The sequence below is a fragment of the Fulvivirga ligni genome (genome assembly GCF_021389935.1).
GTDB lineage: Bacteria > Bacteroidota > Bacteroidia > Cytophagales > Cyclobacteriaceae > Fulvivirga > Fulvivirga ligni.
Map to the genome: position 1 here is coordinate 4,095,173 of NZ_CP089979.1, position 24,161 is coordinate 4,119,333.

20 protein-coding genes are annotated in these 24,161 nt (G+C 40.7%); 10 read left to right on the plus strand and 10 right to left on the minus strand.

Going from position 1 to position 24,161, the window contains the following annotated elements; all coding sequences use genetic code 11:
- Positions 1–26: 26 nt before the first annotated feature.
- The 3 genes from LVD16_RS17260 to LVD16_RS17270 form a co-directional block, all read right to left on the minus strand.
- Positions 27–425, minus strand: a complete 399-nt coding sequence (locus tag LVD16_RS17260; RefSeq protein WP_306309408.1) for a beta-xylosidase family glycoside hydrolase — start codon at positions 423–425, stop codon at positions 27–29.
- On the minus strand, positions 400–1,755 hold the full coding sequence (locus LVD16_RS17265) for a glycoside hydrolase family 43 protein (RefSeq protein ID WP_233769524.1): 1,356 nt from the start codon (positions 1,753–1,755) through the stop codon (positions 400–402). Before LVD16_RS17265 ends, LVD16_RS17260 begins: the two co-directional genes overlap by 26 nt.
- A 256-nt stretch (positions 1,756–2,011) precedes the next feature.
- Entirely contained in the window at positions 2,012–3,064 is a 1,053-nt protein-coding gene (locus LVD16_RS17270; protein WP_233769525.1) for a phosphatidylinositol-specific phospholipase C1-like protein, read from the minus strand.
- Between the two features lie 492 nt (positions 3,065–3,556).
- On the opposite strand from LVD16_RS17270, the gene LVD16_RS17275 reads away from it, so the two are divergent.
- Positions 3,557–6,619 (plus strand): SusC/RagA family TonB-linked outer membrane protein, encoded by a 3,063-nt coding sequence (locus LVD16_RS17275; protein ID WP_233769526.1) that lies wholly within the window; start codon positions 3,557–3,559, stop codon positions 6,617–6,619.
- A gap of 6 nt (positions 6,620–6,625) precedes the next feature.
- The gene (locus tag LVD16_RS17280; RefSeq protein WP_233769527.1) at positions 6,626–8,383 is read left to right on the plus strand and encodes a RagB/SusD family nutrient uptake outer membrane protein; all 1,758 of its coding nucleotides are present in this window, start codon (positions 6,626–6,628) and stop codon (positions 8,381–8,383) included.
- A 134-nt stretch (positions 8,384–8,517) separates the two neighbouring features.
- On the opposite strand, the gene LVD16_RS17285 is transcribed toward LVD16_RS17280, so the two are convergent.
- The 5 genes from LVD16_RS17285 to LVD16_RS17300 form a co-directional block, all read right to left on the minus strand.
- A complete protein-coding gene (locus tag LVD16_RS17285) occupies positions 8,518–8,835 on the minus strand; it encodes a type II toxin-antitoxin system RelE/ParE family toxin (protein WP_233769528.1) in 318 nt (105 codons plus the stop codon).
- 3 nt (positions 8,836–8,838) lie between these two features.
- Positions 8,839–9,072, minus strand: coding sequence for a hypothetical protein (locus LVD16_RS17290; RefSeq protein ID WP_233769529.1), 234 nt, complete (start codon positions 9,070–9,072; stop codon positions 8,839–8,841).
- 191 nt (positions 9,073–9,263) lie between these two features.
- A complete protein-coding gene (locus LVD16_RS17295) occupies positions 9,264–10,082 on the minus strand; it encodes a hypothetical protein (protein ID WP_233769530.1) in 819 nt (272 codons plus the stop codon).
- A gap of 220 nt (positions 10,083–10,302) precedes the next feature.
- Positions 10,303–10,437 (minus strand): hypothetical protein, encoded by a 135-nt coding sequence (locus LVD16_RS27760; RefSeq protein ID WP_255697678.1) that lies wholly within the window; start codon positions 10,435–10,437, stop codon positions 10,303–10,305.
- Between the two features lie 28 nt (positions 10,438–10,465).
- A complete protein-coding gene (locus LVD16_RS17300; protein ID WP_233769531.1) occupies positions 10,466–10,831 on the minus strand; it encodes a hypothetical protein in 366 nt (121 codons plus the stop codon).
- A gap of 357 nt (positions 10,832–11,188) precedes the next feature.
- Between LVD16_RS17300 and LVD16_RS17305 the strand changes: the two genes are divergently transcribed.
- From LVD16_RS17305 to LVD16_RS17340, 8 genes are all read left to right on the plus strand, one after another.
- The gene (locus LVD16_RS17305; RefSeq protein WP_233769532.1) at positions 11,189–12,268 is read left to right on the plus strand and encodes an IS110 family RNA-guided transposase; all 1,080 of its coding nucleotides are present in this window, start codon (positions 11,189–11,191) and stop codon (positions 12,266–12,268) included.
- On the plus strand, positions 12,246–12,512 hold the full coding sequence (locus LVD16_RS17310) for a hypothetical protein (RefSeq protein ID WP_233769533.1): 267 nt from the start codon (positions 12,246–12,248) through the stop codon (positions 12,510–12,512). The genes LVD16_RS17305 and LVD16_RS17310 overlap by 23 nt, the downstream gene beginning before the upstream one ends.
- 580 nt (positions 12,513–13,092) lie before the next feature.
- The gene (locus tag LVD16_RS17315; RefSeq protein WP_233769534.1) at positions 13,093–13,755 is read left to right on the plus strand and encodes an RNA polymerase sigma factor; all 663 of its coding nucleotides are present in this window, start codon (positions 13,093–13,095) and stop codon (positions 13,753–13,755) included.
- Between the two features lie 84 nt (positions 13,756–13,839).
- Complete coding sequence (locus LVD16_RS17320) at positions 13,840–14,865, plus strand: FecR family protein (protein WP_233769535.1); 1,026 nt, start codon at positions 13,840–13,842, stop codon at positions 14,863–14,865.
- A gap of 80 nt (positions 14,866–14,945) precedes the next feature.
- Positions 14,946–18,359 (plus strand): SusC/RagA family TonB-linked outer membrane protein, encoded by a 3,414-nt coding sequence (locus tag LVD16_RS17325; protein WP_233769536.1) that lies wholly within the window; start codon positions 14,946–14,948, stop codon positions 18,357–18,359.
- Between the two features lie 28 nt (positions 18,360–18,387).
- Entirely contained in the window at positions 18,388–20,223 is a 1,836-nt protein-coding gene (locus tag LVD16_RS17330; protein WP_233769537.1) for a RagB/SusD family nutrient uptake outer membrane protein, read from the plus strand.
- A 9-nt stretch (positions 20,224–20,232) separates the two neighbouring features.
- Complete coding sequence (locus LVD16_RS17335; RefSeq protein WP_233769538.1) at positions 20,233–21,063, plus strand: PKD domain-containing protein; 831 nt, start codon at positions 20,233–20,235, stop codon at positions 21,061–21,063.
- Positions 21,064–22,381: 1,318 nt separating this feature from the next.
- Positions 22,382–22,621 (plus strand): hypothetical protein, encoded by a 240-nt coding sequence (locus tag LVD16_RS17340; RefSeq protein ID WP_233769539.1) that lies wholly within the window; start codon positions 22,382–22,384, stop codon positions 22,619–22,621.
- 203 nt (positions 22,622–22,824) lie between these two features.
- Here LVD16_RS17340 and LVD16_RS17345 read toward each other — a convergent pair whose 3' ends face one another.
- Both LVD16_RS17345 and LVD16_RS17350 read right to left on the minus strand, forming a co-directional pair.
- The gene (locus LVD16_RS17345) at positions 22,825–23,559 is read right to left on the minus strand and encodes a hypothetical protein (protein WP_233769540.1); all 735 of its coding nucleotides are present in this window, start codon (positions 23,557–23,559) and stop codon (positions 22,825–22,827) included.
- A 70-nt stretch (positions 23,560–23,629) separates the two neighbouring features.
- Complete coding sequence (locus LVD16_RS17350; protein ID WP_233769541.1) at positions 23,630–23,821, minus strand: VOC family protein; 192 nt, start codon at positions 23,819–23,821, stop codon at positions 23,630–23,632.
- Between the last annotated feature and the right edge of the window lie 340 nt (positions 23,822–24,161).

Sequence of the window (24,161 nt, forward strand, 5' to 3'; positions counted from 1 at the left end):
TAATGCTTTAAAGCTCCACCATCAGATCAAAGCCTGTTGGTGGCGTACATGCCTACCGTAGTTCCGGTAAAGCCAAATGAATTAGCCGTTGATAAATATTGGGCACTGATATTTTCAGCAATGGTCTCCCATTTTTCGCCATCAGTGCTGCAGTAAAAGTTAAAATTGGTGCCATCAGAAGTAACCTTCAGGTCTATCTTATAATTTCCGGAAGGCAGTGGTTTACGCTCTATTTCCTCTGTTCCGTTTTCTGAGATCTTCTGTAGAGATACCCTCATTTGACTGTCAGTACCATGAATAGCGAGGAAATACTGGTGCTTTTCATCCTTATAGAGCAGCAGACCAGCGGCGTCAGCTGCTGTGGCCGGTTCAAAGTGAATGGTAGAATTGACTTCAAACTTATGGTGTTGAATTCTTCGTGCTATAAAGGGTAATTCCTTCTTTTTCTGTAGATGCTACCGGCGCACATTTCAAAGCTAAATAGCCAGGATTATCTGTTAGAGAATAATAATCTAAAGCTCTACCTCTCATGGTGAACCATTCTTGATTAAGCTCCTGATTATCAAATGATTCTAATCGATTGAAGTTACCAAATACTGGCTTTTCAGCTCTTTGGAGACCATTCATCTGCACTACTCTGGGCACTTCTTCATTATCTCTGGTGATGTACGGATAGCCATCGTCACTCCACTTTACAGGCATTAGAAAAGTCTCTCTGCCCAGATTTTCAAACTCATTATTGATTGGCCGGCAGCCTAAAAACACGGACCACCATTCTCCGTTGGGCTTTTGCACTAAATCAGCATGCCCGGCACAGGTAATCGGCTTATTTCTGGAGGGATTTAAATGCTTTTGGGTAAGAATGGGGTTTTGATCCCAAGGTGTGAAAGTTCCCATGGGACTATCTCCTTTAAAGATCACTTCTCTATGATTCACTGAGGTACCACCCTCAGCGCACATCAGAAAATATTGGCCTTTGATCTTATACAAGTGCGGTCCTTCAATCCAAACCGGTTTTTCAGAGATATCAACACCACCATTGATCAGTACTTTTCTGAGACCAAATGTCTTTTCCGCTTCTACGTCAAACTGCTGAACTCTTATGGCTCTGTGACCATCATAAGTAGAGCCTTCCTCAGGCTCATCGTTATTCACGATGTAGGCCTTACCATCATCATCAAAGAAAAACGAGGGATCAATGCCCTTCACCTCAGGAAGCCATATCGGCTCTGACCACTCACCAAACGGATCCTTCGTCTTCACAAAGAAATTGCCCTTGGCTATGTTAGTGGTAATCATGTAATAGGTTTGATTATTCGGATTGTAGCTGATGGCTGGCGCAAAAATACCCTGACTGGTCCGTTGTCCATCTAGCGGTAATTGCGATGGTCTATTAAGCACATGACCGATCTGCTTCCAGTTCACCAGATCTTTACTATGGAAAATAGGTACACCCGGAAAGTAAGAAAAGGTAGATGTTACCAGAAAATAATCATCACCATTAGCGCATACACTTGGGTCTGAATACCATCCTGGTAAAATGGGATTATAGAAGTAGTCATTGCCCGGCAGCGGATTGTCATTATAAAAATCATCATTGCCGATATAGTTGAAGGAATCAAAATAGGCTATTGACTTTTGTCTATTCTCCGGACCTTTAGAGCCATTACCATCCAGCCGAGAGCTGCATGATGTTATAAGGAGAATAAGGGAAAAGTAAAGTAGTAGGTTGGGTTGAGTAAGTAGTTTTAGCATTCGACAAAAGCGATAAAATAAGTTGCAATCAATTCCGAAATACAGAAAGTCTAAAGAGTAAGAGTAGAGCTATTCAACTCTTTCCCTATGTGGACTTTATAAGTATTTCAATCGATTGTAAATGTATTATTTTAAGCTTCTGTCGATATTCTGATTTGTTACAAATGCTTTATACTAGGTAACATCTGGGTATAGAAAGGCGGAAAAGGCCCTGATTCTGTGAAATTTATAACAGTTTTATAATCTATTAGGTACGCTACTTCAAAATCGGATTTTCCCTTTCAAAAGTATCGCCTTCGAAAGACACATGATATTCAGATTTGAATAAAGTACTAGGCACATAATAGTCTGTAGTGATGATATGTGCACCTGATTGCTTAGCGGCTTCGAAATCTGAGTAGTCATTATCTCTAGCCTGCTTGGTGCCAGCGTCGGCCCGGGTTCTGATGATGTAACCCTGCTTGACCAATTCTGGTATGCTGGCATCATGCGGATCATTAATAATCATAGCCGCGGCCTCTGGAGTACCTTGAGGGGCATTTATAAATAGAACTCTACTTTCAAGATTAGGATGGTCTTGTTTGTACAACTCTCTCTTAGATCCATTATTATCAAGTATGAACATGAACCTGCCTCGTCCTTCAGAAGCACTTGGCCAATTGCCAGCTAACACAGCTTGCTCTAAGGTTTCATGGTCACCACGAACCATATCCGGAGTAATCAGGTGCTCCTCTCCTAACCCACTGATGAGTTCACGATCCAGTTCATCGAAAGCAGCCGCTGTATAAGGCTCTGGAGTAGTTCCCCATCGGTTAGTTTCTCCATCTTTAGGCTCCAGTGTAATAAATACAGGCGAATGATCAGGATGTTGCTCTGACCATGATTTCATTGCCTCCAAACAGTCTTTTAAAGTATAATATGAAGTTCTAAAATCAATGTCTAATACATGCAGCATTTTAAAACCAGGCTTCAGCATTTTTCCCTCCGGGTCATAATTACTATCACCATCCACCAGGTCCAGACCTTTAGGATGTGCATATCTGCCACCTTCCGTATCTATATAAACATCAATCTCCAGATTTCTAAGCCCCATGCTAAGCTGCTCAGGAATAGGAATATGGGTATATTCTAAAGTCTGAATGCCGTCGGTAGTATCTTTTTCTTCCAGATAAGCATACAAATTAGGTTCTATGGCTTGCTTATAGCTGTTGTGAGACCCAATGATTTGCACCTCATTGATCTTTTTGTCAACGGGTGATGCACAAGATAATACACTGATTATTAATGGAATATATGCTAGTCGCTTCATGTTTATTTTAGGTAAGTAGAAAGGACAGCAAAGTTGTTTCGGCCGTAAAAAACAACCACAATTTTAATGTAATGATTTAATCAATTAAAGATTATCGAGATGTTAAGCAGCCTAAGCCGCTGGCCTCTCATTACTTATAAGTTAAATTTATTATAGAAATATTACAGGAATAATAACCCTGTGAATGGGTGTTAATATTTCCTTAATGATATTGTAACATTCCTATTCTGGCCATGTGAAAAAGATTCTACTAGCTTAGCGCCAAAATTAAGAGAGCAAGCAAACGTACTTCTTATTTTACCTAATAAATAAGAGGAATAAGCGTCAATAAGCTAAAACGCTTTAGCCCAAAGCTTAAACTGACATAACTGTAGAACCTAAATACGAGATATGATAGAGAACTAATACGATCCTAACACCCAAAAAAGAAACCGCAGTTGCTGCAACAACCACGGTTAACCTTTAAGCATTACTTCACTAACACTTAAATTGATGAACTTTAAAGATACTTATTTAAAGCTGGAAAACATAGCTTTTCTGGCCACTATAGCCCTTTCCGTTACGGTAGGGCAAGCCCAGGCAGAAGGAAATCTGCACAAAGAGAGCAATACAATTGCTGCCACATATTTTCAGTCTAACAAGCAAACAGTAACAGGAACCGTAAAAGATGAAACGGGATCTCCCCTTCCAGGGGCTACTGTACTAGAGGTTGGCACTAATAACGGAGTTATCACTGATTTCGACGGTAAATTCACCATCCAGGTAAAATCTGGGGCTTCTATCCAGGTTTCTTATATTGGTTACAAACCAGAGCAGCTAGCGGCTTCTACAACGCCTATAGATGTGCAGCTGGAACTAGATGCTTCTCAACTAAATGAAGTTTTGGTAATTGGTTACGGTAATCAAACCAAAGCTGATGTTACCGGATCATTAACTAAGCTGGATAGAGCTGACTTTAAGCAAGGCATCAACCTTTCTCCTGATAATTTATTGCAGGGTAAGGTTGCTGGTGTACGTGTGGTTAACTCCAGCGGTGAGCCAGGTGCAGGCATCGATGTTACTATTAGAGGTGTAGGATCTATCAGAAGTGGTAGCACACCTTTATTCGTGGTAGACGGCGTGCCTTTGGCTAATGATAATGTAAGCCCTGGTGGTACTAACGTAGGTTTCGGTTCTTCTAATGCCAAGAACCCATTAAACTTCCTAAACACCAGCGACATTGAGTCTATCAACGTATTGAAAGATGCATCTGCTGCCGCTATCTATGGAGCCAGAGGTTCTAATGGTGTGGTTATCATCACTACTAAAAAAGGTAACATTGGTGAGCCTACATTAAACTTTGAGTCTTCTATGGGTTTCTCTAACGTGGCCAACAAGCTTGATGTATTAAGTGCTTCTGAATACAGAAATGCTATAGAAGATCCTGCTTTTGATCATGGCGGCAATACTGACTGGCAAGATGAGATCTACAGAACAGGTGTTACTTATAACAACTCTCTATCTTTCGCCAAAGCTACTGAGTCTGGCAACTATTATGTTTCTCTTAGCAACATAGATCAGGAAGGTATTGTGAAACAAAGTGATTTCCAGCGTACTACAGGTAGAATCAATGCTTCAGAGTCATTCTTCGATGATGAAAGATTAAACTTACAAGTAAACTTAACAGCCTCTGAAACCACAGACCATGGTGTGCCTACCAGTGATGATGGTGGATCTGACGGTCAATTGATCATCCATACTTTGATGGCAAACCCTACCTGGCCTTTGAAAGATGCTGATGGTGAGTACACTAACTTTAACATGAATGCTCACTATAATCCGGCTTATTTGCTTAGCATTTATGAGGATGAAACCCGTACGGTAAGAGTGCTGGGTAATGCTCAGTTATCATTCAGAATCATTGACGGTTTAACCTATAAGATGAACGTGGGTGTAGACAGATCTACGTCTGAAAGAAACACTACCATCTACCCTAACCTTACTGACAGAAGCCCTAATGGTATGTATGTGCAGAGTGATTTTGAGACTACTAACAGCCTTATTGAGCACTATTTAACTTACAGCCTGCTGAACACTACTCACAAATTAGATGTGTTAGCTGGTTTCTCATATCAGAAGTTTGAGCGTTCGGGAACTACCTTCGGTTTTGACAATTTATCGCCTAAAGGTGAAGGTGTAAAGCCTGAGAACAACCCTACTCCAAGTAATTCCTTGATCAACATTTCTGGTTTTGCTCAGGAGAATGAATTGCAGTCTTACTTCGGTAGAATTAACTACGCTTACAATGGTAAGTACATGGTTACTGCTTCAATGAGAGCGGATGGTTCTACCAGATTTGGATCAAACAACAAGTATGGTTACTTCCCTTCATTTGCCTTAGGTTGGAACCTTACCAAAGAGGATTTCTTAAGCAACACGAATAAAGTAAACAACCTGAAACTTAGAGCTAGCTGGGGACAAACTGGTAATCAGGAAGTTCAGAACAAGATCACTCAGGAGAGCTATGCACTTTCAGGATCTGAAGGATACTATCTGTATGACAATCTTGATTTAGTAAACGGTGTAACTATTTTAAGAACGCCTAACCCTGATTTGAAATGGGAAGTGGTAACTCAGTTTAACGTTGGTTTAGATTTCACTTTATTCAACGAGAAGCTTTACGGTACATTCGACTTCTTTAACAAAGCCACAACCGATGCCATCCTTAACATTCCTTCACCAGTGCTTAGCCCCTCAGAAGATGTATGGGTAAACATGGACGGAAAGATTGTTAACACTGGTTTTGAATTGACTTTAGGTTCTACCATTGTGAAAACAGATAATTTCTCATGGAACTTAGATGTTAATGGAGCAGCTATTCATAATGAAATAAAAGACCTTCCGGTTTCATACATCCTTTCAGGTAAAGTGTCTGGTCCGGGTATGTCTGGTGTGCAGGCTAACATCTTCACTAATGGCCACTCTGCTGGTTCTTTCTACTTGTCTGAGCACGCTGGTTTTGATGAAAATGGCTTTGACGTTATCACTGACAGAAACAATGATGGCAGCATTAACAGCCAGGATAATTTCATCTATGATGGTGCATTACCTAAGGTTACTTACGGCTTGAATAGCCAGATGAGATATAAAAACTTCGATTTGTCTTTAGCTTTCATCGGCCAGGCAGGAGGTTATTTATTCAACAACACTGCGCTTAATGCAATCAACATCAACAACTTAGCATCTGATCGTAACGTAGCTACAGACTACTATGAGTCTGGTGCTAATCCGGCTAACTCACCTACCGCCAGTTCATATTACCTTGAAAAGTCTGATTTCTTCAGATTAAACACTGCTAGATTAGGCTACAATTTTAAAACAGCTAATATCAACTGGTTACATGGTGTGAACCTTTACGTAACAGGAACGAACCTATTCACAATCACTAATTACAGTGGTTATGATCCATTAATTAACAGCCCTAAGGCCACAGGTGGCAACCAGTCTATCGGTATAGATTACACCAGCTACCCTACTGCCAGAACATTCATTTTAGGCGTAAATGTTAAATTCTAATTGACCATGAAAACTAACAATATATTTAAAAAGACCACTGTAGCCCTTATGGCTGCTGGTATGTTCTTCTCCAGCTGTACAGATTTAAATGAAGAAGTACTGGATGAAGTGCTAATAGACAACAGTGTTACTAACCCTGAAAGAACACTTGCCGCTGCTTATGACAGACTTGGTGATGGTACATTTGTAGATAATAGTGGTATGATCGCTATGCAGGAGTATACTTCTGACATCGCTTTGTTACCAACCCGTGGTAGTGACTGGGGTGACGGCGGTAAATGGAGAGCATTCCACGAGTTTACCTGGACTCCTTATAACGAAGTGGTTTTAGGCAACTGGAACAGACTTAACAACGGCATTGCAAGATCTCTCACCGCTATTGAAACTGTAGAAAACAGCGATTTTGCTGATAAATCATTATTCCTGGCTGAGGCTAAGGCTTTGAAAGCATTCTACACCTATACTATGCTAGACCTTTTTAACCAGGCTCCGGCTATGGAAAATGAGGCAGTAGTAGCTCTAAAGGGCGCTGATGATATCGATTTGTTGATTCAGGAAGTAGAGTCTTTAATCCCTGATTTGGCTTCATTAGGAGAAAAATCAACCCATGATGGTAGGTTTACAAAAGAGGCTGCTTATGGATTCTTAGCTCAGATGTATTTGAACCGTGCTGTTTTCAAAGACAGATTCAATGCTGCTTCTGAGTTTAACTTCAACGAAGCCTCATTAACTGCTGGTAAGTCAGACATGGATATGGTAATTGAGTATACTTCTAAGCTTATCGATTCTGGAAAGTTTAACCTGGCTAGCAACTTCTTCGAGAACTTCTCTATCAATAACTCTGGTGGCTCTGAAATGATCTTCACTGTGGTACAAAAGATAGAAGGTGCAAGATCTGGAGACAACGATTTAGGCTATGTAAACATGGCTAGAAATCAACGCCCTTCGCCAGGAAACAGAGGTACTAATGCTGCTTGTACAACTCCTGAGTTCTTCCACAGCTGGGACGGTAATCATGATGATCCTCGCTTCTCTAGAAAGTATCAGTATGGAGATGGCACCTGGTTTATGAATGACGGTACAGATGTAAGTGTACCTGCAGAAGATGTAGTGCCAAACAGCTCTAACGTATGGTTTCACTTTAACAGTGGCATTCTATACGGTCAGCAATATGGCCCTGTTTTAGAAAAAGGTAATTTTATAATGACCGAGGATGGCAGAATAAAAGTATCTGCCTTGGTAATGGAAAAAAGCTCTGGTACTCCTATGGACTTTACTCCTGAGCTTGACTTTGACACCCCTAGCGAGTCTATCTTCGCTCAAAATCAGATCAACAGAGGAGCAAGAATCTTCAAGTTTGAGCATGATCCTATGAACGGTAACGGTAGCAGCCGTGTAGATGTGCCCATCTACAGATTAGGTGGAATCTACATCATGAGGGCTGAGGCCTATTTCAGAAAAGGTGACAATACCAACGCACTGGCAGATGTAAACATGCTACGTACCAGCAGAACCAGAGAAGCCCTTTATGGCAGCGTAGCTGGTGAAGCATTAACAAGCTTAGATGAAGCACAGCTTTACAAAGAATTGGGTTTTGAGTTATACTGGGAAATGCAAAGAAGACCTCAGATGATCCGTTTCGGCAAGTTCGATGAGGCCTACACAGCCAAGCCTAAAACAGAACCATTTAGAAGAGTATTCTGTATCCCACAAGCCACACTTGATGTGAACGGAACACTTTTCAAACAAAATGACGGATATTAATCCACTCTGATATTAATAACGAAAGCCCGGCATATGTCGGGCTTTTTTTATGGTGATTATCATGATTTGAGTGTTTTTTTTTCGGTCATTTCTTGAGAGAATTTGGGAAGAGGCTAAGCTTGGTTCATGACAGTTCAATGACCTTTAATATTAGAGGGATTTCTGCTAGTATGGAAAATATCCACGATATACACCGCTTCCTTAGTTACTTCATAAATGATCTTATAACTCCAGATCACCTTGTATCTATAATTCCCTAACTCCTGAAGGAGAACAGGTTCCTGTTCAAATTTCTCAGGGAATACATTAAGTTTTTTGACACCTGAGACTATTTTGTTTCTAACCTTTCTAGCAACATCTGCTGATTCGCGTTTCTTTAGATACTTGTAAATATGCCTTAATGCAAATTTGGCCTCATCATCCCAGATGATTTTTAGCTTTTTTTGGTTCATCCTTTACCATTCTTCCATTTCGTTTTCAAGGTCTTCATGGCTGGTAAATTGGCCTGAGCTTATCCTGGCTTTTGCATCTTTAATTCTTTGCTTTAGGGTTTCCTCACTCATTGGCTCACCTGGTAAAGTGAAGTCTTCGCGATCTGTCTGAAATACTCCACGAACTAACCTAAGAGTCCTCTCATCTGCTTGATCAATATATTCATGCAATTCTTTTCTCAATTGTACCGTATTCATAGTAAATCCCTTTAGCACAAAATAACAATAAAATATTATATTCAATTCCCATTGGTAGGATTATTGGCATAAATATGTAGCATTACAAACTCCTATAATGACTATCCTTAGCATCAATTTTATTAAAAGATATGTTCAATTTCAGGTATTAAATTAATATCTAACATGCCTTCAATAAATAGTATCATAGCTTATTTTGAGTGACTCTTTAATTTGATCTTCTTATTCTCTATACCGACTAGCTTATCCTTTCTCAATTGAAATTTAAGATCACTAAATTCTATCCATTCTGCACTAGATAGCAGAAAAGTTAATTTTTCATTTTCCGTTAATCCCTTGGAGTTCAGAATTAAAGTATCGTTTTTATTCATCCACAGGCCTTGGGTGAAATCAGAACCATGCCCTCTATTTATCCAAAATTTAAATTCCCCGTTTTTGTTTAGTATAAGTTTTACTCCAATGTTTTTATTACCAATACCAATAAATTCCCCCTCAAACGAAGTAGTCTTATAATCAGGTGGGCTGATCTCCATAAGAGAATACATTTCTAAATTAAATGTATTGACGAAGAAGTCATTTCTATGATAATCGATACATGTTTGACATAAATACAAATTAAGTATTTCTATATTGTTTAATCTCAATGTATCAATCCTTTGCTCAGAGCATCCAGCATAGCCGCCTGTTGGTTTAAGAAGAATTTGTTTTCCGTCTCTATAAAGAGCACTAGCAAAAAGTTTAATTCGGCCCTGTAGCCACTTATTATCACTTTCTGATAATTTCAAATCATCCTTTATACTGCAATAAATCAGGAAAGCTCCTAAGGTATTCATCCCCATCACACTTTTCAATAGCTTGTTTTCAGGGGGGTGAGTGGGAATAGAGTCAAAATGTGAAGGCACATAATTTAGCAGTTGATTAAAGACAGCGTCATTTTTAGTATCAGGACTTTGACCATAATTCACATTACTGTAAATAATACCTAAAACAATTAAGAAAAATATTTTCATCAATTTGGGTAAAGTATAATTCATTTAAAACCTTATTCACCCCCGCTCAACTATTAGCGGGCAAATAATTATCACAAAAAAAACGAGAAAACATAAAACCACATTGTTACAAGTCTTATCTAAAACTGTATCATTTATAGCAGTGGAGTAAATTCACCAGAAAAAAGGTCAGAACCGTCGTTATGACCTTTTTTTTGATCAGCAGCATTGTAAAACCATTCTAGTTACTATCAACTGCATTCTTCTTCAACATCTTAGTATCCAACGTAATGGTGCCACATTGTGACCAGCAGGCTCCTTGAGGAAAACCTGAAAAATCATAGGAAGCGGTGAAGTTCACGAAATGGTCAGTCATTTTTAGGAAATTGGAACCATCAAGCCAGTTATACAAAAACATAGTCTAACTTGCCGCTAGCAGAAAAATGTAAGGTGAAATAGATAGAAGTCTTACGTTTAGTAAAGTTGTAATCCTCGTAGTTGACAGAAGCTAGGAAGTCATCCCTAAACTGATGCCAGTTGATACTTATTTTGGCATCAATTTCCTCAGGAGTTAAATCTTTAAACTCAGCCTTATCTTTAATAGGATATTGTTTTAAGAGTGAATCAACAGTATTGGTGTTTTCAAACACCCGGTAATTAGCAAAGAGGATGTCGTTAACGGTATTTGAATAATAAGCTTCTTTCGATTGAGAATAAGATGAGAAGCTAATGAATAGAACACACAGGCTCAGGAAAATAGTTGATTTCATGGGTTGTAATAATAAGTTCGATGCTTATAACCGATGAGTACTGGAATTATTGTCTTTGAAGGTGTGTGGTTTAGTTGGTGATAACACCAACTAAGGCGAAATGGTTTTTTTCGAATGTCATATCGAGACCGAACATTTGGTACCCAACCGCACAAAACGAAATGACGTTAAGATAGAAGTGGCCTGTACAATATAGCCGTACCTCGTATAGTGCAATTTGCCTGTCCTCGAGCATGGTTGGATAGAAAGGAGTCACAAAGTATGGTACTTCCTTGTTTAGGAATGTCCGATTGGTAGTCTGTCGTGTACAATATTTCATCCTACAGGTCTTTGTTTATCTTTTAAAATATTTTAGTCATGAAAAAGATGAGAGCAAATGCTGCAGGCATAGATATAGGTGCCAAGCACATTTTTGTGTCCTTAGAAAACAAGGATGTTCGAGTTTTTGAGACCTTCACTGAAAGTTTTCGAGAGGCATCTTCCTATTTATTATCAGAGGGGATCGAGACAGTGGCTATGGAAGCTACAGGTGTTTACTGGATCATCCTTTATGAGATCCTTGAATCAGCAGGTTTAGATGTCTGGTTAGTAGATGGGCGCCAGACTAGACAAGTACCAGGTCGAAAGACTGATGTAAAGGACTGTCAATGGATTCAGCAACTCCATAGTCATGGTTTGTTGAATCGCTGTTTTGTTCCCGATGCTCAAGTAAAGGAAGTTCGTGCTTACCAGCGCTTGAGAGAAGATCATCTGAGAACAGCCTCTATGCATGTAAATCATATGCAAAAGTCACTAATTGAGATGAATATTCGACTCAAAGAGGTGCTCAGTCAGGTACATGGAGCCAGTGGTCTGGCAATCATAGAAGCCATCCTGTCAGGAGAACGTGATGCCCAAAAGCTCTTATCCTTGTGCCATAGCAGTATTAGAGAAAAAAAGGCATCTCAAGTCCTCAAGGCGCTTTCAGGCTATTATACCGAGGCTGGGTTGTTTGCTTTGGAACAGGCATACAGCGGTTATAAATTTTATAAGCAACAAATACAGGCATGTGACCATAAACTAGAGGAAGTTATGAAACGGGTCAATAACTACGATTCAGATATGCAAAGCAAAAATGAAATAGAGTCTGTTAAAGACCGAAAACCAGTTAGGCATAATAAGCCTGATATTGACCACTTAGGAGGACACCTACTCAAAATTTTTTCAGGCAAAGATGCTACGTGTTTGCCGGGCATTACCGATTATACCTGGCTACAATTGTATTCGGAAATAGGTCTGGAACTTTATAATTGGCCAAGCGAGAAACATTTCACTTCATGGCTAGGGTTATCTCCAGGTCAACACCAGTCCGGCAAGAAAAACAAAACCAGAAACAGAAAGTACAGGCCGAAGGCTGGACAAATATTTAGGCAACTTGCCCACCCAAAGTTTAATTGAAAGCAAAAAGATAGCACTAGGTGCTTTTGGGCGCAGATTAAAAAGCAAAAGAGGTCCTGGAATAGCGACTAAAGCCACAGCACGAAAACTGGCAGTACTCTACTGGCGGCTTATGGTAAAAGGTCTTGACTACACAGAAAAAGGGATCAAAGCATATGAAGAAAAAATGCAGCTTCATAGAGAAAAGTGGCTAATAAAAACAGCTAAAGAATTAGGTTATGAGCTTGAACAAATACCTATTTAGTTTATTACGTCATTGGTAACGGCAGTGAGATATCTATGGATTTGAAGGATAAGAAAGGTCGGTACTACTCACTACATAGATCTCTCCTTTCGTCGAGAGGACTTTGATTAATAGCAATTTGAGTCTGCGTTTATGCAACTCTTGCTGCCCAGTCGTGCGACTAAAAAATATTGAAAAACAGTCCCATCTCAAGTCCTTGGTGGTAGTTCCGATCTATAAAATGCTCCAGCTCTCGGAAGACCTTGCAGCAAGAAAGACTTTTTTGTTACTTTTTTGGTCGATTGCAAAAGAGTAAAGGAACTGTAGCTATGAAATACCAACAGTGATAATCTCATTACAAATGATAGGCTCTACAAATCCTCGTTGGAAACAAGGATTAGGAGGATTTTGAAGGCAGGTGATTTAGTTGGTGATAACACCAACTAAGGCAAAGAAAACAAGTGTTTGAGAATTTTCTAACACGTTCCCCCCTTCCCAATCACTTTAACCACCTACAATCATCCAACAAAAGGTCTAATATCGTACAAAACTGTCGCTGGACTGCTTTAGAGGCTATTTTCTGATCTATAAACTTGGTATAATGCTGATAAAACCGTTATTAGTTTTGGCAGACCTACAACTACAGCAGCTTCTTACTAAGATCGCCGTTGATAATGATCAGCGGGCTTTCAGTCTTTTCTTTGATCAGTATCAAACAAGGCTTTTGAGGTACGCTAACCTCTATGTGAAAGACATGCAGGCAGCGGAAGATGTGGTGTCTGATGTGCTGATCAGGCTGCTGAAGAACAGGAAGAAGCATTTTGTTAAAGACAATTTCATTAGCTTTTTATTCACATGTATCAAAAATCAGTGCCTGGATCACTTGAAGAAGGAGAAACGCCGTACTGCACTGATTGCCGCTGATTCTGACGAGATAGAATACTTCGTATTTAATCACCAGACACCATTCACCAAAATGATACAGAATGAGCTGGATGAAATCATCAAGCACTGTATAGAGGCGCTTCCTCCTAAACGAAAGGCCGTATTCCTGCTGGTGAAAGATGATCAACTGCCACACAAAGAGGTGGCAGAGATCATGGGCATTTCTGTGAGAACGGTAGAAGTACATTTGAAACTGGCCCTGCTGGATATTAAAAAGGTCATTGATAAATACCTGGAAAATCCTGGCTTAAGATCAGATCATAAAATGCAGATTATCAAAGCATTTAGCCTGCTGGCAGTAAGCCTACTTCAGCATTAGAAAAAATATTTCAAACTCCATTACGGGATTTCCCTCTCCTCGTCGTCATCCATTTAAAGGCGCTGAAAACCGCCTGTTTATCACATGAATAAATCAGCCGAACCATCATATATTGATGATCTATTATACAAACACTTTTTTGGTGTTATCAGTCAGCAGGAAAGTATGGAGCTGCAAGTCTGGCTTCAGAATCATAGCAACAACCAGCTACTGTTTGATGCTATGGGCCGCATGATGAGGACTCAATATGAATCTCCCTCTTACATTCATGCTGCCGAAATGAAGGATAAGATCATGCGTGAAGGTTTTGGCTCTGACGCTATTTCACCGGTCAAAAAAAACGCACCTCTATGGCTCAAGGTGGCGGCTGTCATTATCTTCTGCTTTACTCTAGGCAGTTCTATCTATTTTATAAACTCATCTTCCCCTTCCCAAACAGTGGTACCGGCGCTTATTGTAAAGAAGAATCCTCCAGGAGTCAAATCCAGAGTAATTCTTTCAGATAGCTCTATTGTATGGCTTAATGCCGGCAGTACTTTGAGTTATTTTGCCACCTTCTCAGATACACTTAGGCTGTTGCATTTAGATGGTGAAGCCTTTTTTGAGGTAAGTGAGGATAAGAAAAGGCCATTTATAGTTAAATCAGGCAATATTGAAACCATCGCACTGGGTACTTCCTTTAACGTGCGTTATTACCCTGAAGAACATGAAACCAGGGTATCACTACTCACTGGCCATGTGGCTATCAGTTCATTGGAGCCCTCAGATACGAACAAATATTATCTCAACCCTTATCAGGAACTAACAGTTGCCAGCAGCTGGCAGCAAGCCCAAAAGACCAACATGTCTGGTAATGGTGTGGCCGCGTGGAAGGATAACATTCTCCGCTTCGAGGGTGCCAGCTTCACCGAGGTAGTTAACGAATTGCAGCGATGGTACGGTGTGCAGATAGAAGCTACAGATTACACCCATAAAAACTGGAAATACAACGCTGAATTCAAAAATCAGAGTCTGGAGCGCGTGCTTCAACGCATGGGTTATACACAGAATTTTGGGTTCTCCATTAACCATAAACAAATACTTATTTACGATGAAAACAACCCGAACTAATGAACAACACCTGTGGGATACTGGCTAGGCCCCTCTCTACGCCAGAAACTACAATCAAAACAATCCTAAAAGTTAAACGCATGAATAAACACATTTACTACAATTTTAAACACTGCATGAGGATCGGTGCCTATATTTTGGTGCTGCAATTTACCTTGTTTAGTGCCGTGCTGGCCAGTAGTGGCGCAGCTCAGACCAAACCTTTGGATGAAACCTATGTCACCATCCAGGTTCAGAATGTGAAGTTGAAAGAAGCTTTGCATACCATCGAAGGTCAGACAGAATATACCTTTGGCTTTGACCAATCCATAGCAGCAGAAGGCAGAGTAACACTTTATAAAGAGCGTGCCTCTGTAAAAGATGTACTGGTAGAAATCTCTAAACAAACCAGGGTCAACTTTCGAAGAATCAATAATTACATTGATGTAAAGCAGGCCAAAAATGAAAAGGCTCAGACCAAGGTGATAGATGAAATAGCTGTGAGTGGTATTGTAACTGATGAAAACGGAGAAGCATTACCTGGCGCTACCATAATCGTGAAAGGAACCACCACTGGTGCTATCACTGATGCCGAAGGTAGGTATCAGCTGCAAGTGCCTGAAGATGCCACCACACTGGTCATTTCCTTTGTTGGTTATCAAACGCAGGAAATAGCTTTCACCGGGCAAACGAACATTGATATTACCTTATCCTTAGATGTGACCAGCCTTGAAGAGGTAGTGGTTGTGGGTTATGGTACACAGACCAAGCGAGATCTTACCGGTGCTATTGCCAGTCTGGATGCTGAAAAGCTGGAAAATGAAAGCCCCAATGCTATTCAAGATATTCTGAGGGGTAACGTGGCTGGTGTGAACGTAGTGGGCTACTCCACGTCGGCCAAAGGTACTGGCGCCAGCTTCCGAATTAGAGGACAGAACTCGTTAAATGCCAGCACTTCGCCACTCATCGTGCTAGACGGTGTTATTTATTATGGAGACCTCTCAGATATCAACCCTAATGACATCGCCACCATGGACGTGCTGAAAGATGCCAGCTCAGCAGCGGTATACGGTGCCAAGGCCGCTAGTGGTGTGATAGTAATTACAACTAAAAAGGCTAAAAAAGAAACCACCACTATTCAGGTAGATGCCAATTTCGGGGTTGCCACCATGGCTACGGATATGCCTGTTTATCAAGGAGATGGATTTATCAACTGGAGACAGGACGTGATGAAAAGCATTAACGTAAACAGCCAGCCTTATCAGTTTTCAGATCCAAGGTATTTGCCAGATGATGTTTCGCTGGAGCAATGGCTTTCATACGACGGTGCTAATGGTAATCCTCTGGATGTTTGGCTCAGTAGATTGGGTTTACAGCCTGTGGAAATAGAAAACTACAAGGCAGGAAAAAGTATTAACTGGTACGACAAGGTATTTCAAGCAGCAAAAAGGCAGGATTATAATATATCCGTTTCAGGCTCTAAGAAAGATGTAGGCTACTACTGGTCGTTGGGTTATATGGATAACGAAGGTATAATCACCGGAGATAAGTTCTCCACCCTTCGTTCACGCCTGAAGCTAGACCTGGATGTAACAGACTATCTCACTGTAGGTATTAACACACAGTTTGCCCGTAGGGACGAAAGTCAGGTGCCGGCAGACTGGTGGCAGATTACTCAGGCATCTCCGTGGGGCTCAGAGTATAATGATGATGGCTCGTTGCGTTTCAGTCCGCAGGATGATCCTGGTGGCAATTCCAGAAACCCGTTTTTAAGCATGACATACACGGATAAGATGAGGGATTTTTACACCTTAAACAATATCCTTTATGCAAAACTAAAATTGCCTTTTGGCTTCTCCTTTCAGACCAATTTCACCCCTAAATTAGAATGGCATAGAGACTATGAGCATATCTCCGTAGAGCACCCTGACTGGACAGCCAGAGGCGGTACGGCAAGAAGATATAACCATCAGGAATACTATTGGCAAATTGATAATATCCTGAGATGGAACAAGCAGTTTGGCCAGCACCATGTAGAGTTTACCGGATTAGTAAATGCTGAAAAATACCAAAGATGGTCGAGCCAAATGAGTAATATCGGGTTCGATCCACATGATAGACTGGGCTACCATAACCTGGGCTCAGGCACCACCCCTAACATTACCACTAATGACGAGTACAGCACCGGTGATGCTCTTATGGGTAGAATCTTCTATTCGTTTAAAGACAAATATCTGCTTACGGTCACCACTCGTAGGGATGGCTATTCGGCCTTTGGACAGAAAAATCCACGCGCACTTAACTCATCCGTAGGGTTTGGCTGGATATTCTCCGAAGAGGCATTCCTTAAACCCTCATGGCTCAACTTTGGTAAGCTACGTTTCTCCTGGGGCTCTAATGGAAACAGGGATATTGACAGGTACGTGGCCCTATCAGACCTGAATTCAAGCAAATACCTTTATGCCTCACCAGATGATGGTACGGTGTCTCAGGTAACGCAGCTTTTCGTGAACAGAATGAACAATCAGAACCTGAAATGGGAAAAGACTACATCATTCAATATTGGTCTTGACTTTGGCTTGCTAAACAACAGAATCAGCGGTAGCATAGAAGCCTACAGTTCTACTACTGAAGATCTATTGGTGGCGAGAAGTCTTCCGGATATCCTCGGATTTAGCAGTGTGTGGGATAACCTCGGTGAAGTAAAGAACAAAGGAATTGAGTTCTCTATCAATGCTAAAGTGATAGAAAGATCTGACTTCAGCTGGAGCACTGGTTTCAACATTACTACCAATAAAAATGAGATTGTAAGCTTATACGGAAACATGGAGGACGTGCTTGATGATCAAGGTAATGTGATTGGTCAAAAAGAATCAGATGACATTTCTAATGGCTGGTTCATTGGGCGCGCCATAGGTGAAGTATGGAATTACAAAGTGCTGGGCGTATGGCAGGAGAACGAAGCTGAAGAAGCTGCCAAATATGGTGTAAAACCAGGTGACTTTAAGATTCTGGATAAGAATGGAGACTTTCAGTACACCAATGATGACAAGGAATTTTTAGGTCAATATACACCGAAAGTAAGATGGTCATGGAACCATAGTTTCTCATACAAAAACTTCGATTTGTCTTTTATGCTGTATTCTTCGCTAGGGCATATCAACACTTTCAATCAGGCAAAGAACAATTCTGGTTTCCTGGATAGAAACAACTCTTTCGTTTATCCCTACTGGACTCCTGAAAACCCTAGTAATGAATATGCCAGGTTATATTCCAGCAATGGAAGCGCTAACTTCAGTGTATACCGATCTAAGAACTTTATGAGGTTGGATAATATCTCATTGGGTTATACCCTGCCCCAGCCCCTGGTTCAGAAACTTCACATGACCAGGTTCAAAGCTTTCTTTAACGTGCGAAATGTAGCAGTATACGCCCCTGACTGGGAGTATTTCGACCCTGAGGAAAGCAATCCTATTCCAAGGACTTACACCCTGGGACTAAACTTCACCCTCTAAAGCACATTCAACGATGAAATATTTAAAGATGAAGAATATATATATTATTGCGTTTGCACTAATCATCATAGCAGGCTGTAAGGAAGACTGGCTTGAACCAAAGCCGCTCTCCTTCTATGCACCTGAGAATACTTACAACACGCCAGATGGACTTCGGTCAGGCATAGTATCCTGCGATGCTAACCTCCGATACACCGAGTTTTATGGTGATGGGGCAGCTATTGTTACCGAGCTCATATTCTCTGATGTAGCTGTGGAAGGCACCACTGATAAATCGGGGCCAGCACAGAACATGAACTTGCAGATACAGCCTGATGCTCAGCTAAATAACACCAATAACAACCGTATAGGAAGATACTGGTACGAAGGCTACAAAGGCATTAAATATGCTAATACGGTCATTTCAAGGATAGATGATGCCGAGTATGAAAATGAGCAGGAAAGAAATGAAATTTTGGCGGCTGCCTTATGGCATAGAGCTTATCGCTATTACCGATTAGTGCATCAGTTTGGTGATGTGCCATTGATCCTTCAGGAAATTACAGAGCCCAGGTTAGACTTTTACTCCACCAAGAGAGAGGTAATCCTACAAAAGATCAAGGAAGACCTGGAGTTTGCTGAGCAGTGGGTTCCGTACGTAGTGAACAGAGGCACTGTGACCAAAGGAGCTGTTAGCCATTTACTGGCCAAAGTTAATCTGGCACTGGGAGATTTCGATGGAGCCATAGCTGCCGCTTCTCATGCTATAGATGACGGTCCTTACGCCCTCATGACAGAGCGATTTGGTGTAGACGCCTCTGATGCTTCTAAGAATGTGGTTTGGGACTTGCACCGTCCATTAAACAAGTCTTTACCTGAAAACTCTGAGGTGCTCTACGTGCTGATCGACCGTCCTGATATGATTGGTAATACTACAGATCTGTTTCAGGGCATCCAGACTATAAGAAATGCAGGACCATTCTACTCTATTGCGGGTGCTAATGCTATAAGAACCCCAAACGGAAATGTAGGTATGAATGGAAATGGTGGAATCGAGATTCCTCTCTCAGAAATGTATGGCAGAGGAATTGGCCGATGCCGGGCCACCTGGTATTCCACCCACCTTATCTGGGATGATGAAAATGACCTGCGTCATGCTCCAGGCAACTGGATGAGAATGGAGGATCTGGTTTACAATAATGAGAACCTAAAAGGAGTAGACCCATATTATGGTCAGCCTCTGCAGCTCTATTCTGAAGATGGCACCCTCCTTACCAACGACACCATAAGAAACTGGTTCGACTGGCCTCATTACAAGCTTTGGGTGCCTGATAATATCAACGTACCTCAGCGTGGTGGTAACTCAGACTGGTATGTGTTCCGACTGGCAGAGACCTATCTATTAAGAGCGGAGGCTCACTACTGGAAAGGCGAATTAGGCCTGGCTGCTGATGATATTAACAAGGTAAGAAACCGTGCAGGAGCCGGTAGCTACACAGCAGGTGATATTAACATAGGAACTATACTGGATGAAAGAGCCAGAGAGCTGTACTACGAAGAGCCAAGAAACACCGAGCTCAGCCGAATAGCCTATATCTTCGCCCAAACAGGCGAGGCCGCGTATAATGGTAAATCCTATAATCTGGCCGATTTTGGTAAGGATAACTTCTGGTTCGACAGGATCATGGAAAAGAATGATTTCTACAATAAAGGCGTAGTTACCGTACATGGCGATACTTACACCATGAGCCCTTACCATGTTTTATGGCCTATCCCTATCAACGCTATCGTATCTAACAGCCAGGGAAAAATCCATCAGAACTTTGGTTACAACGGCTACGATCCATCAGTACCGGTATTGGAAGAGATTGAAGAAACTGAATAAAGAATTATCATGAATAAAAATAGATTATTAGCACAATGGTTTGGAGCACTCATGCTGCTTGTAACAATAGTTAGCTGCAGTGATGATGATGGCCCCAACCCAAAAGGCAGTTTCACTACTGCCATTGATGAAGAAAACACGTTAACCGTTCGTTTCACCAACACCTCTCAAAATGCCAGTGAGTATACCTGGGATTTTGGTGATGGCACTAGCTCAACAGAGGAAAGTCCTGCCCACACCTATGCTGAGGGTGGTGTTTTTAAAGTGATTTTGATAGCTAAAGGGAATGGTGGCAGTAATGAATATATCAATTTTGCATTGCCAATTACTCCTCCTCCTCCCATTGTCAATGAATTAGCCAATGCTGATTTTGAAACCAATGACAATTGGGAGATCCTGCAATTTGGAGATAATGATGTGACCATGACCATAGATGGGGAGCTCAAGCTCACCGCCAGTGGCAATGTAAACAGCTTTATTTATCAGGTAATTGAAGTGGAAGCGGGCAAGAAGTACCAGTTTACCGGAGAGATTACCGGTAACGACCTCAACAGCACCTGGATAGAGGTTTATATTTTAGAGGGTGAAACAGCTCCCGCCTCTGACCCCAGCAGTGGCATGTTCCTGGGCTGGTCTACCTGGTGTGATGATGCTAGCATAGACGGCAACTTTACTGATGCCGAATGTAATGGCTCAGGCTCTGCCCATGGTAAAAATGGTATCATTCAATTTGACACCGGAGGCAAAAAGATCTTCGGTATAAAAGCAGGAATCTGCTGCGGTGGCACCTGGGGCGATGGTATCACTATGGACAACTTCCTGTTCACCGCCATAGAGTAAAAAGAGTAAACATGTAGTAAGGGAAAGGGTGCCCACAGCAAAACGAGGTTTGCAGGGCGCCCTTTTGTGTTCATACATTATAGAGTTAGTTGGTGATAACAGCTTATAAGGCTGAGAATTTATGATCCCAGCGCCATAGCCCCCGTCAATTCGACATTAGGAGGAATCTATGAAATAGAAAGCACAGGATGAGGACTACAAATCTGCGTTGGAAACAAGGATCAGTGGGAGTACGTGAAAATTGTTCAACCTAGAGGTGACTCCCATGAAAAAAAGGAACCAATTCTGATCGTCTACCCTTCGACGGAGCTCAGGGTGACTCGGTTGATGTAGCAACTCTTGCTGCCCAGTCGTGCGGTGAAAGAATATTGAAAAACTGACTCGTCTCAAGTCCCTAGTGGTAGTTGCTATCAATGAAATTCTTCAGCTCTCGGAAGACCTTGCAGCAAGAAAGACTGTTTTGTTACTTTTTTTGGTCGATTGCAAAAAAGTAAGGGGACTGTAGCTATGGAATACCGACAGTGATAATCGCATTACAAATGCTCGGCTCTACAAATCCTCGTTGAAAACAAGGATTAGGTTGAGTCTTTAAAAACAGAATATCCTTACCGATGAAGATTTGAATGCATTTATACCGGGTCACAGACCCTAGTTATCATTGATAATTTGAAGTCACCCCTCGGTAGACTCCAAATAGCTTAGTCCTTTGGTCGAGATGAATTTAATGAATAGTAATTTGAGTGTGCATTCATACAACTCTTGCTGCCCAGTCGTGCGGTGAAAGAATTTTGAAACACAGTCCCATCTCAAGTCCTTGGTGGCAGGTCATATCTATGAAACACTCCAGCTCTCGGAAGACCTTGCAGCAAGAAAGACTTTTTTGTTACTTTTTTGGTCGATTGCAAAAAAGAAAGGGGACTGTAGCTATGGAATACGAACAGTGATAATCGCATTACAAATGCTAGGCTCTACAAATCCTCGTTATAAACAAGGATTAGGTTGGATCAGTAAGCAGTTTCGTAATATTACCACCACGCCAACCATGGTGGTAATTATTCACTATTATTTGTTAATAATTCATCATACACAAATAATACCATAAGATAAATCATAATTTTTTAAAGCATAAATATTGATGTTTGGAAGTGCATTTCCTAAATTAGTATGGCTTCGGCTTAAGTGTGGTGCGGCCTTATTAACTCATTTAATAACGTTAAAAGCCTGCTCCTGAGCTATTAGCAATGTTTTAATAATAAATTCTAAACCATCTTAATGGCTCTGCCTTAAGATTCAATTAATTAACCTAAACTTTAATCGTATGAAAAAAACTAGAATTTTTGTAGCCTCAGCTTTGGTACTAGGAAGTGTATTAACAACATTGGCTTCAGGCGTTTTTGAACCAAAACCAGCTGCAAAGCCATGTGGATATGAATGCCCAATGGTTTATGACCCAGTTTGTATTATTGCAACAGGTCAGAAATTTGGCAATTCTTGTCTTGCCAGTTGTGCAGGCTACACCGCCGATCAGTGGACGAGATGCGGAGACCAAATTCAATAACATTCAATATGATAAGGGAAGCACGATTTTGTCGTGCTTTCAATTACAATACTCCTGCCTCAAATGCTGGCTCACCACAAAAATCTTTTGGAGTCCCTATGATTTTTGCGTCATTATGTCCCCTTTCAATTTACTTGGTATTAACCTCCATCACCTCTGATTTAGGCCAGAATTTTAAAATAAAATCAGACATCCAGTGGTTATTAACCATTTATCCATTCAATCCGCTCATTTTCAGAATTAAAGGTGACATAAGTTACTGATTTAATAAAACCCAGTTCCATTTTTGAATTATGGTGATTCCATTTTGCACTTAAGCTTTCTATTGACGCACTTAGTGTAATACCCATTTCGAAAGAAAACCCAAATTCATCATCTGATAGCCATTGAGGGTCTTTGAATGTTTTTAAGCCATCAATATGATATTGAAACGTTTCAATTAATAGAATTTCATGCTCTACATTTTTATCAGGCATAGTGAATACAACGAAGAGCTGAACCTTATTTTCTTTCAATTTTAGTTTTAATGATGATTTTGCAGTTTTGCTTTTATTTAATTGTGGTTTTGAGCTATAGCAAAATGCAATACCATCATTCAAGCTTTGGGCATAAGCCCTCTCAATGGCTAATTTATCCCATTTTAAGTCGTCTGCTGCAAGTAAAAATGAGTCTGCTATAAGCTCCAAAAAGGCCCTTCTATTCTCTTCATCAGAATTAGAATTTAGCTTTGACTGATCAAAATATTTCCAAACAGACTTAATACTTCCTTCAAGCCACATTCTTTGATCTGCTTCGCGAGATACAATATGAATGTTAAACCTTTGGTTTTGTGTACTGATCCCTTTTAAGTTTTTAGAGAAAGTCCAAATGACCTCGGTGAGACCATTAAAATCTTGTTCTAAATCATAAATGGTAATATATGGTGAAAACTTAATCATTAATTGCTCGTCATGCCAGGAACTAAAGGTTTTGAGGTTTTATATTTTTTAAAACTATCTGATTTACAGGCTATTTGCAACCTATCATGGCCACTTCTACGGACTGGTTGCCCAGGCCTATAACTCGTCCTGCCCATTCGCCCTCTACCATCATTCGTCCTTCTAGTGTAAGACCTATTTCTGTAAAAAATGCAATGGCATTGTCAAGAGATTCTACAACGATGCCTACGTTGTTCATTTCCAGTAATTTGCTTTTAGTCATGGTCGGTTTATGGTTTTAAATGTTGGTTAGGGTCGAAAGTATCTGTTGGGGTTGCGAGCCATTATGAAGAGAATGGCGGAACGAGGGGCAAACGAGATATTCGATAAAGGCGATTAATTCTCATCTCAATTTAGTTTCTGTTGTAAAATCTTCTCAAGTTCCTCTGGCTTTGGATCGATTGAAAGAATAGTACCATCTTTATCTACTAAAACCATCAAACCTGTTTATAGGTATCACCCTAACCAGTTTTTTGCCAATTGACCAGAACGGTCATGTCAAAAATCTCTTATATGTAATTATTAGTAAAAATATTCATATTAACAAATTCTTGAACAATCAA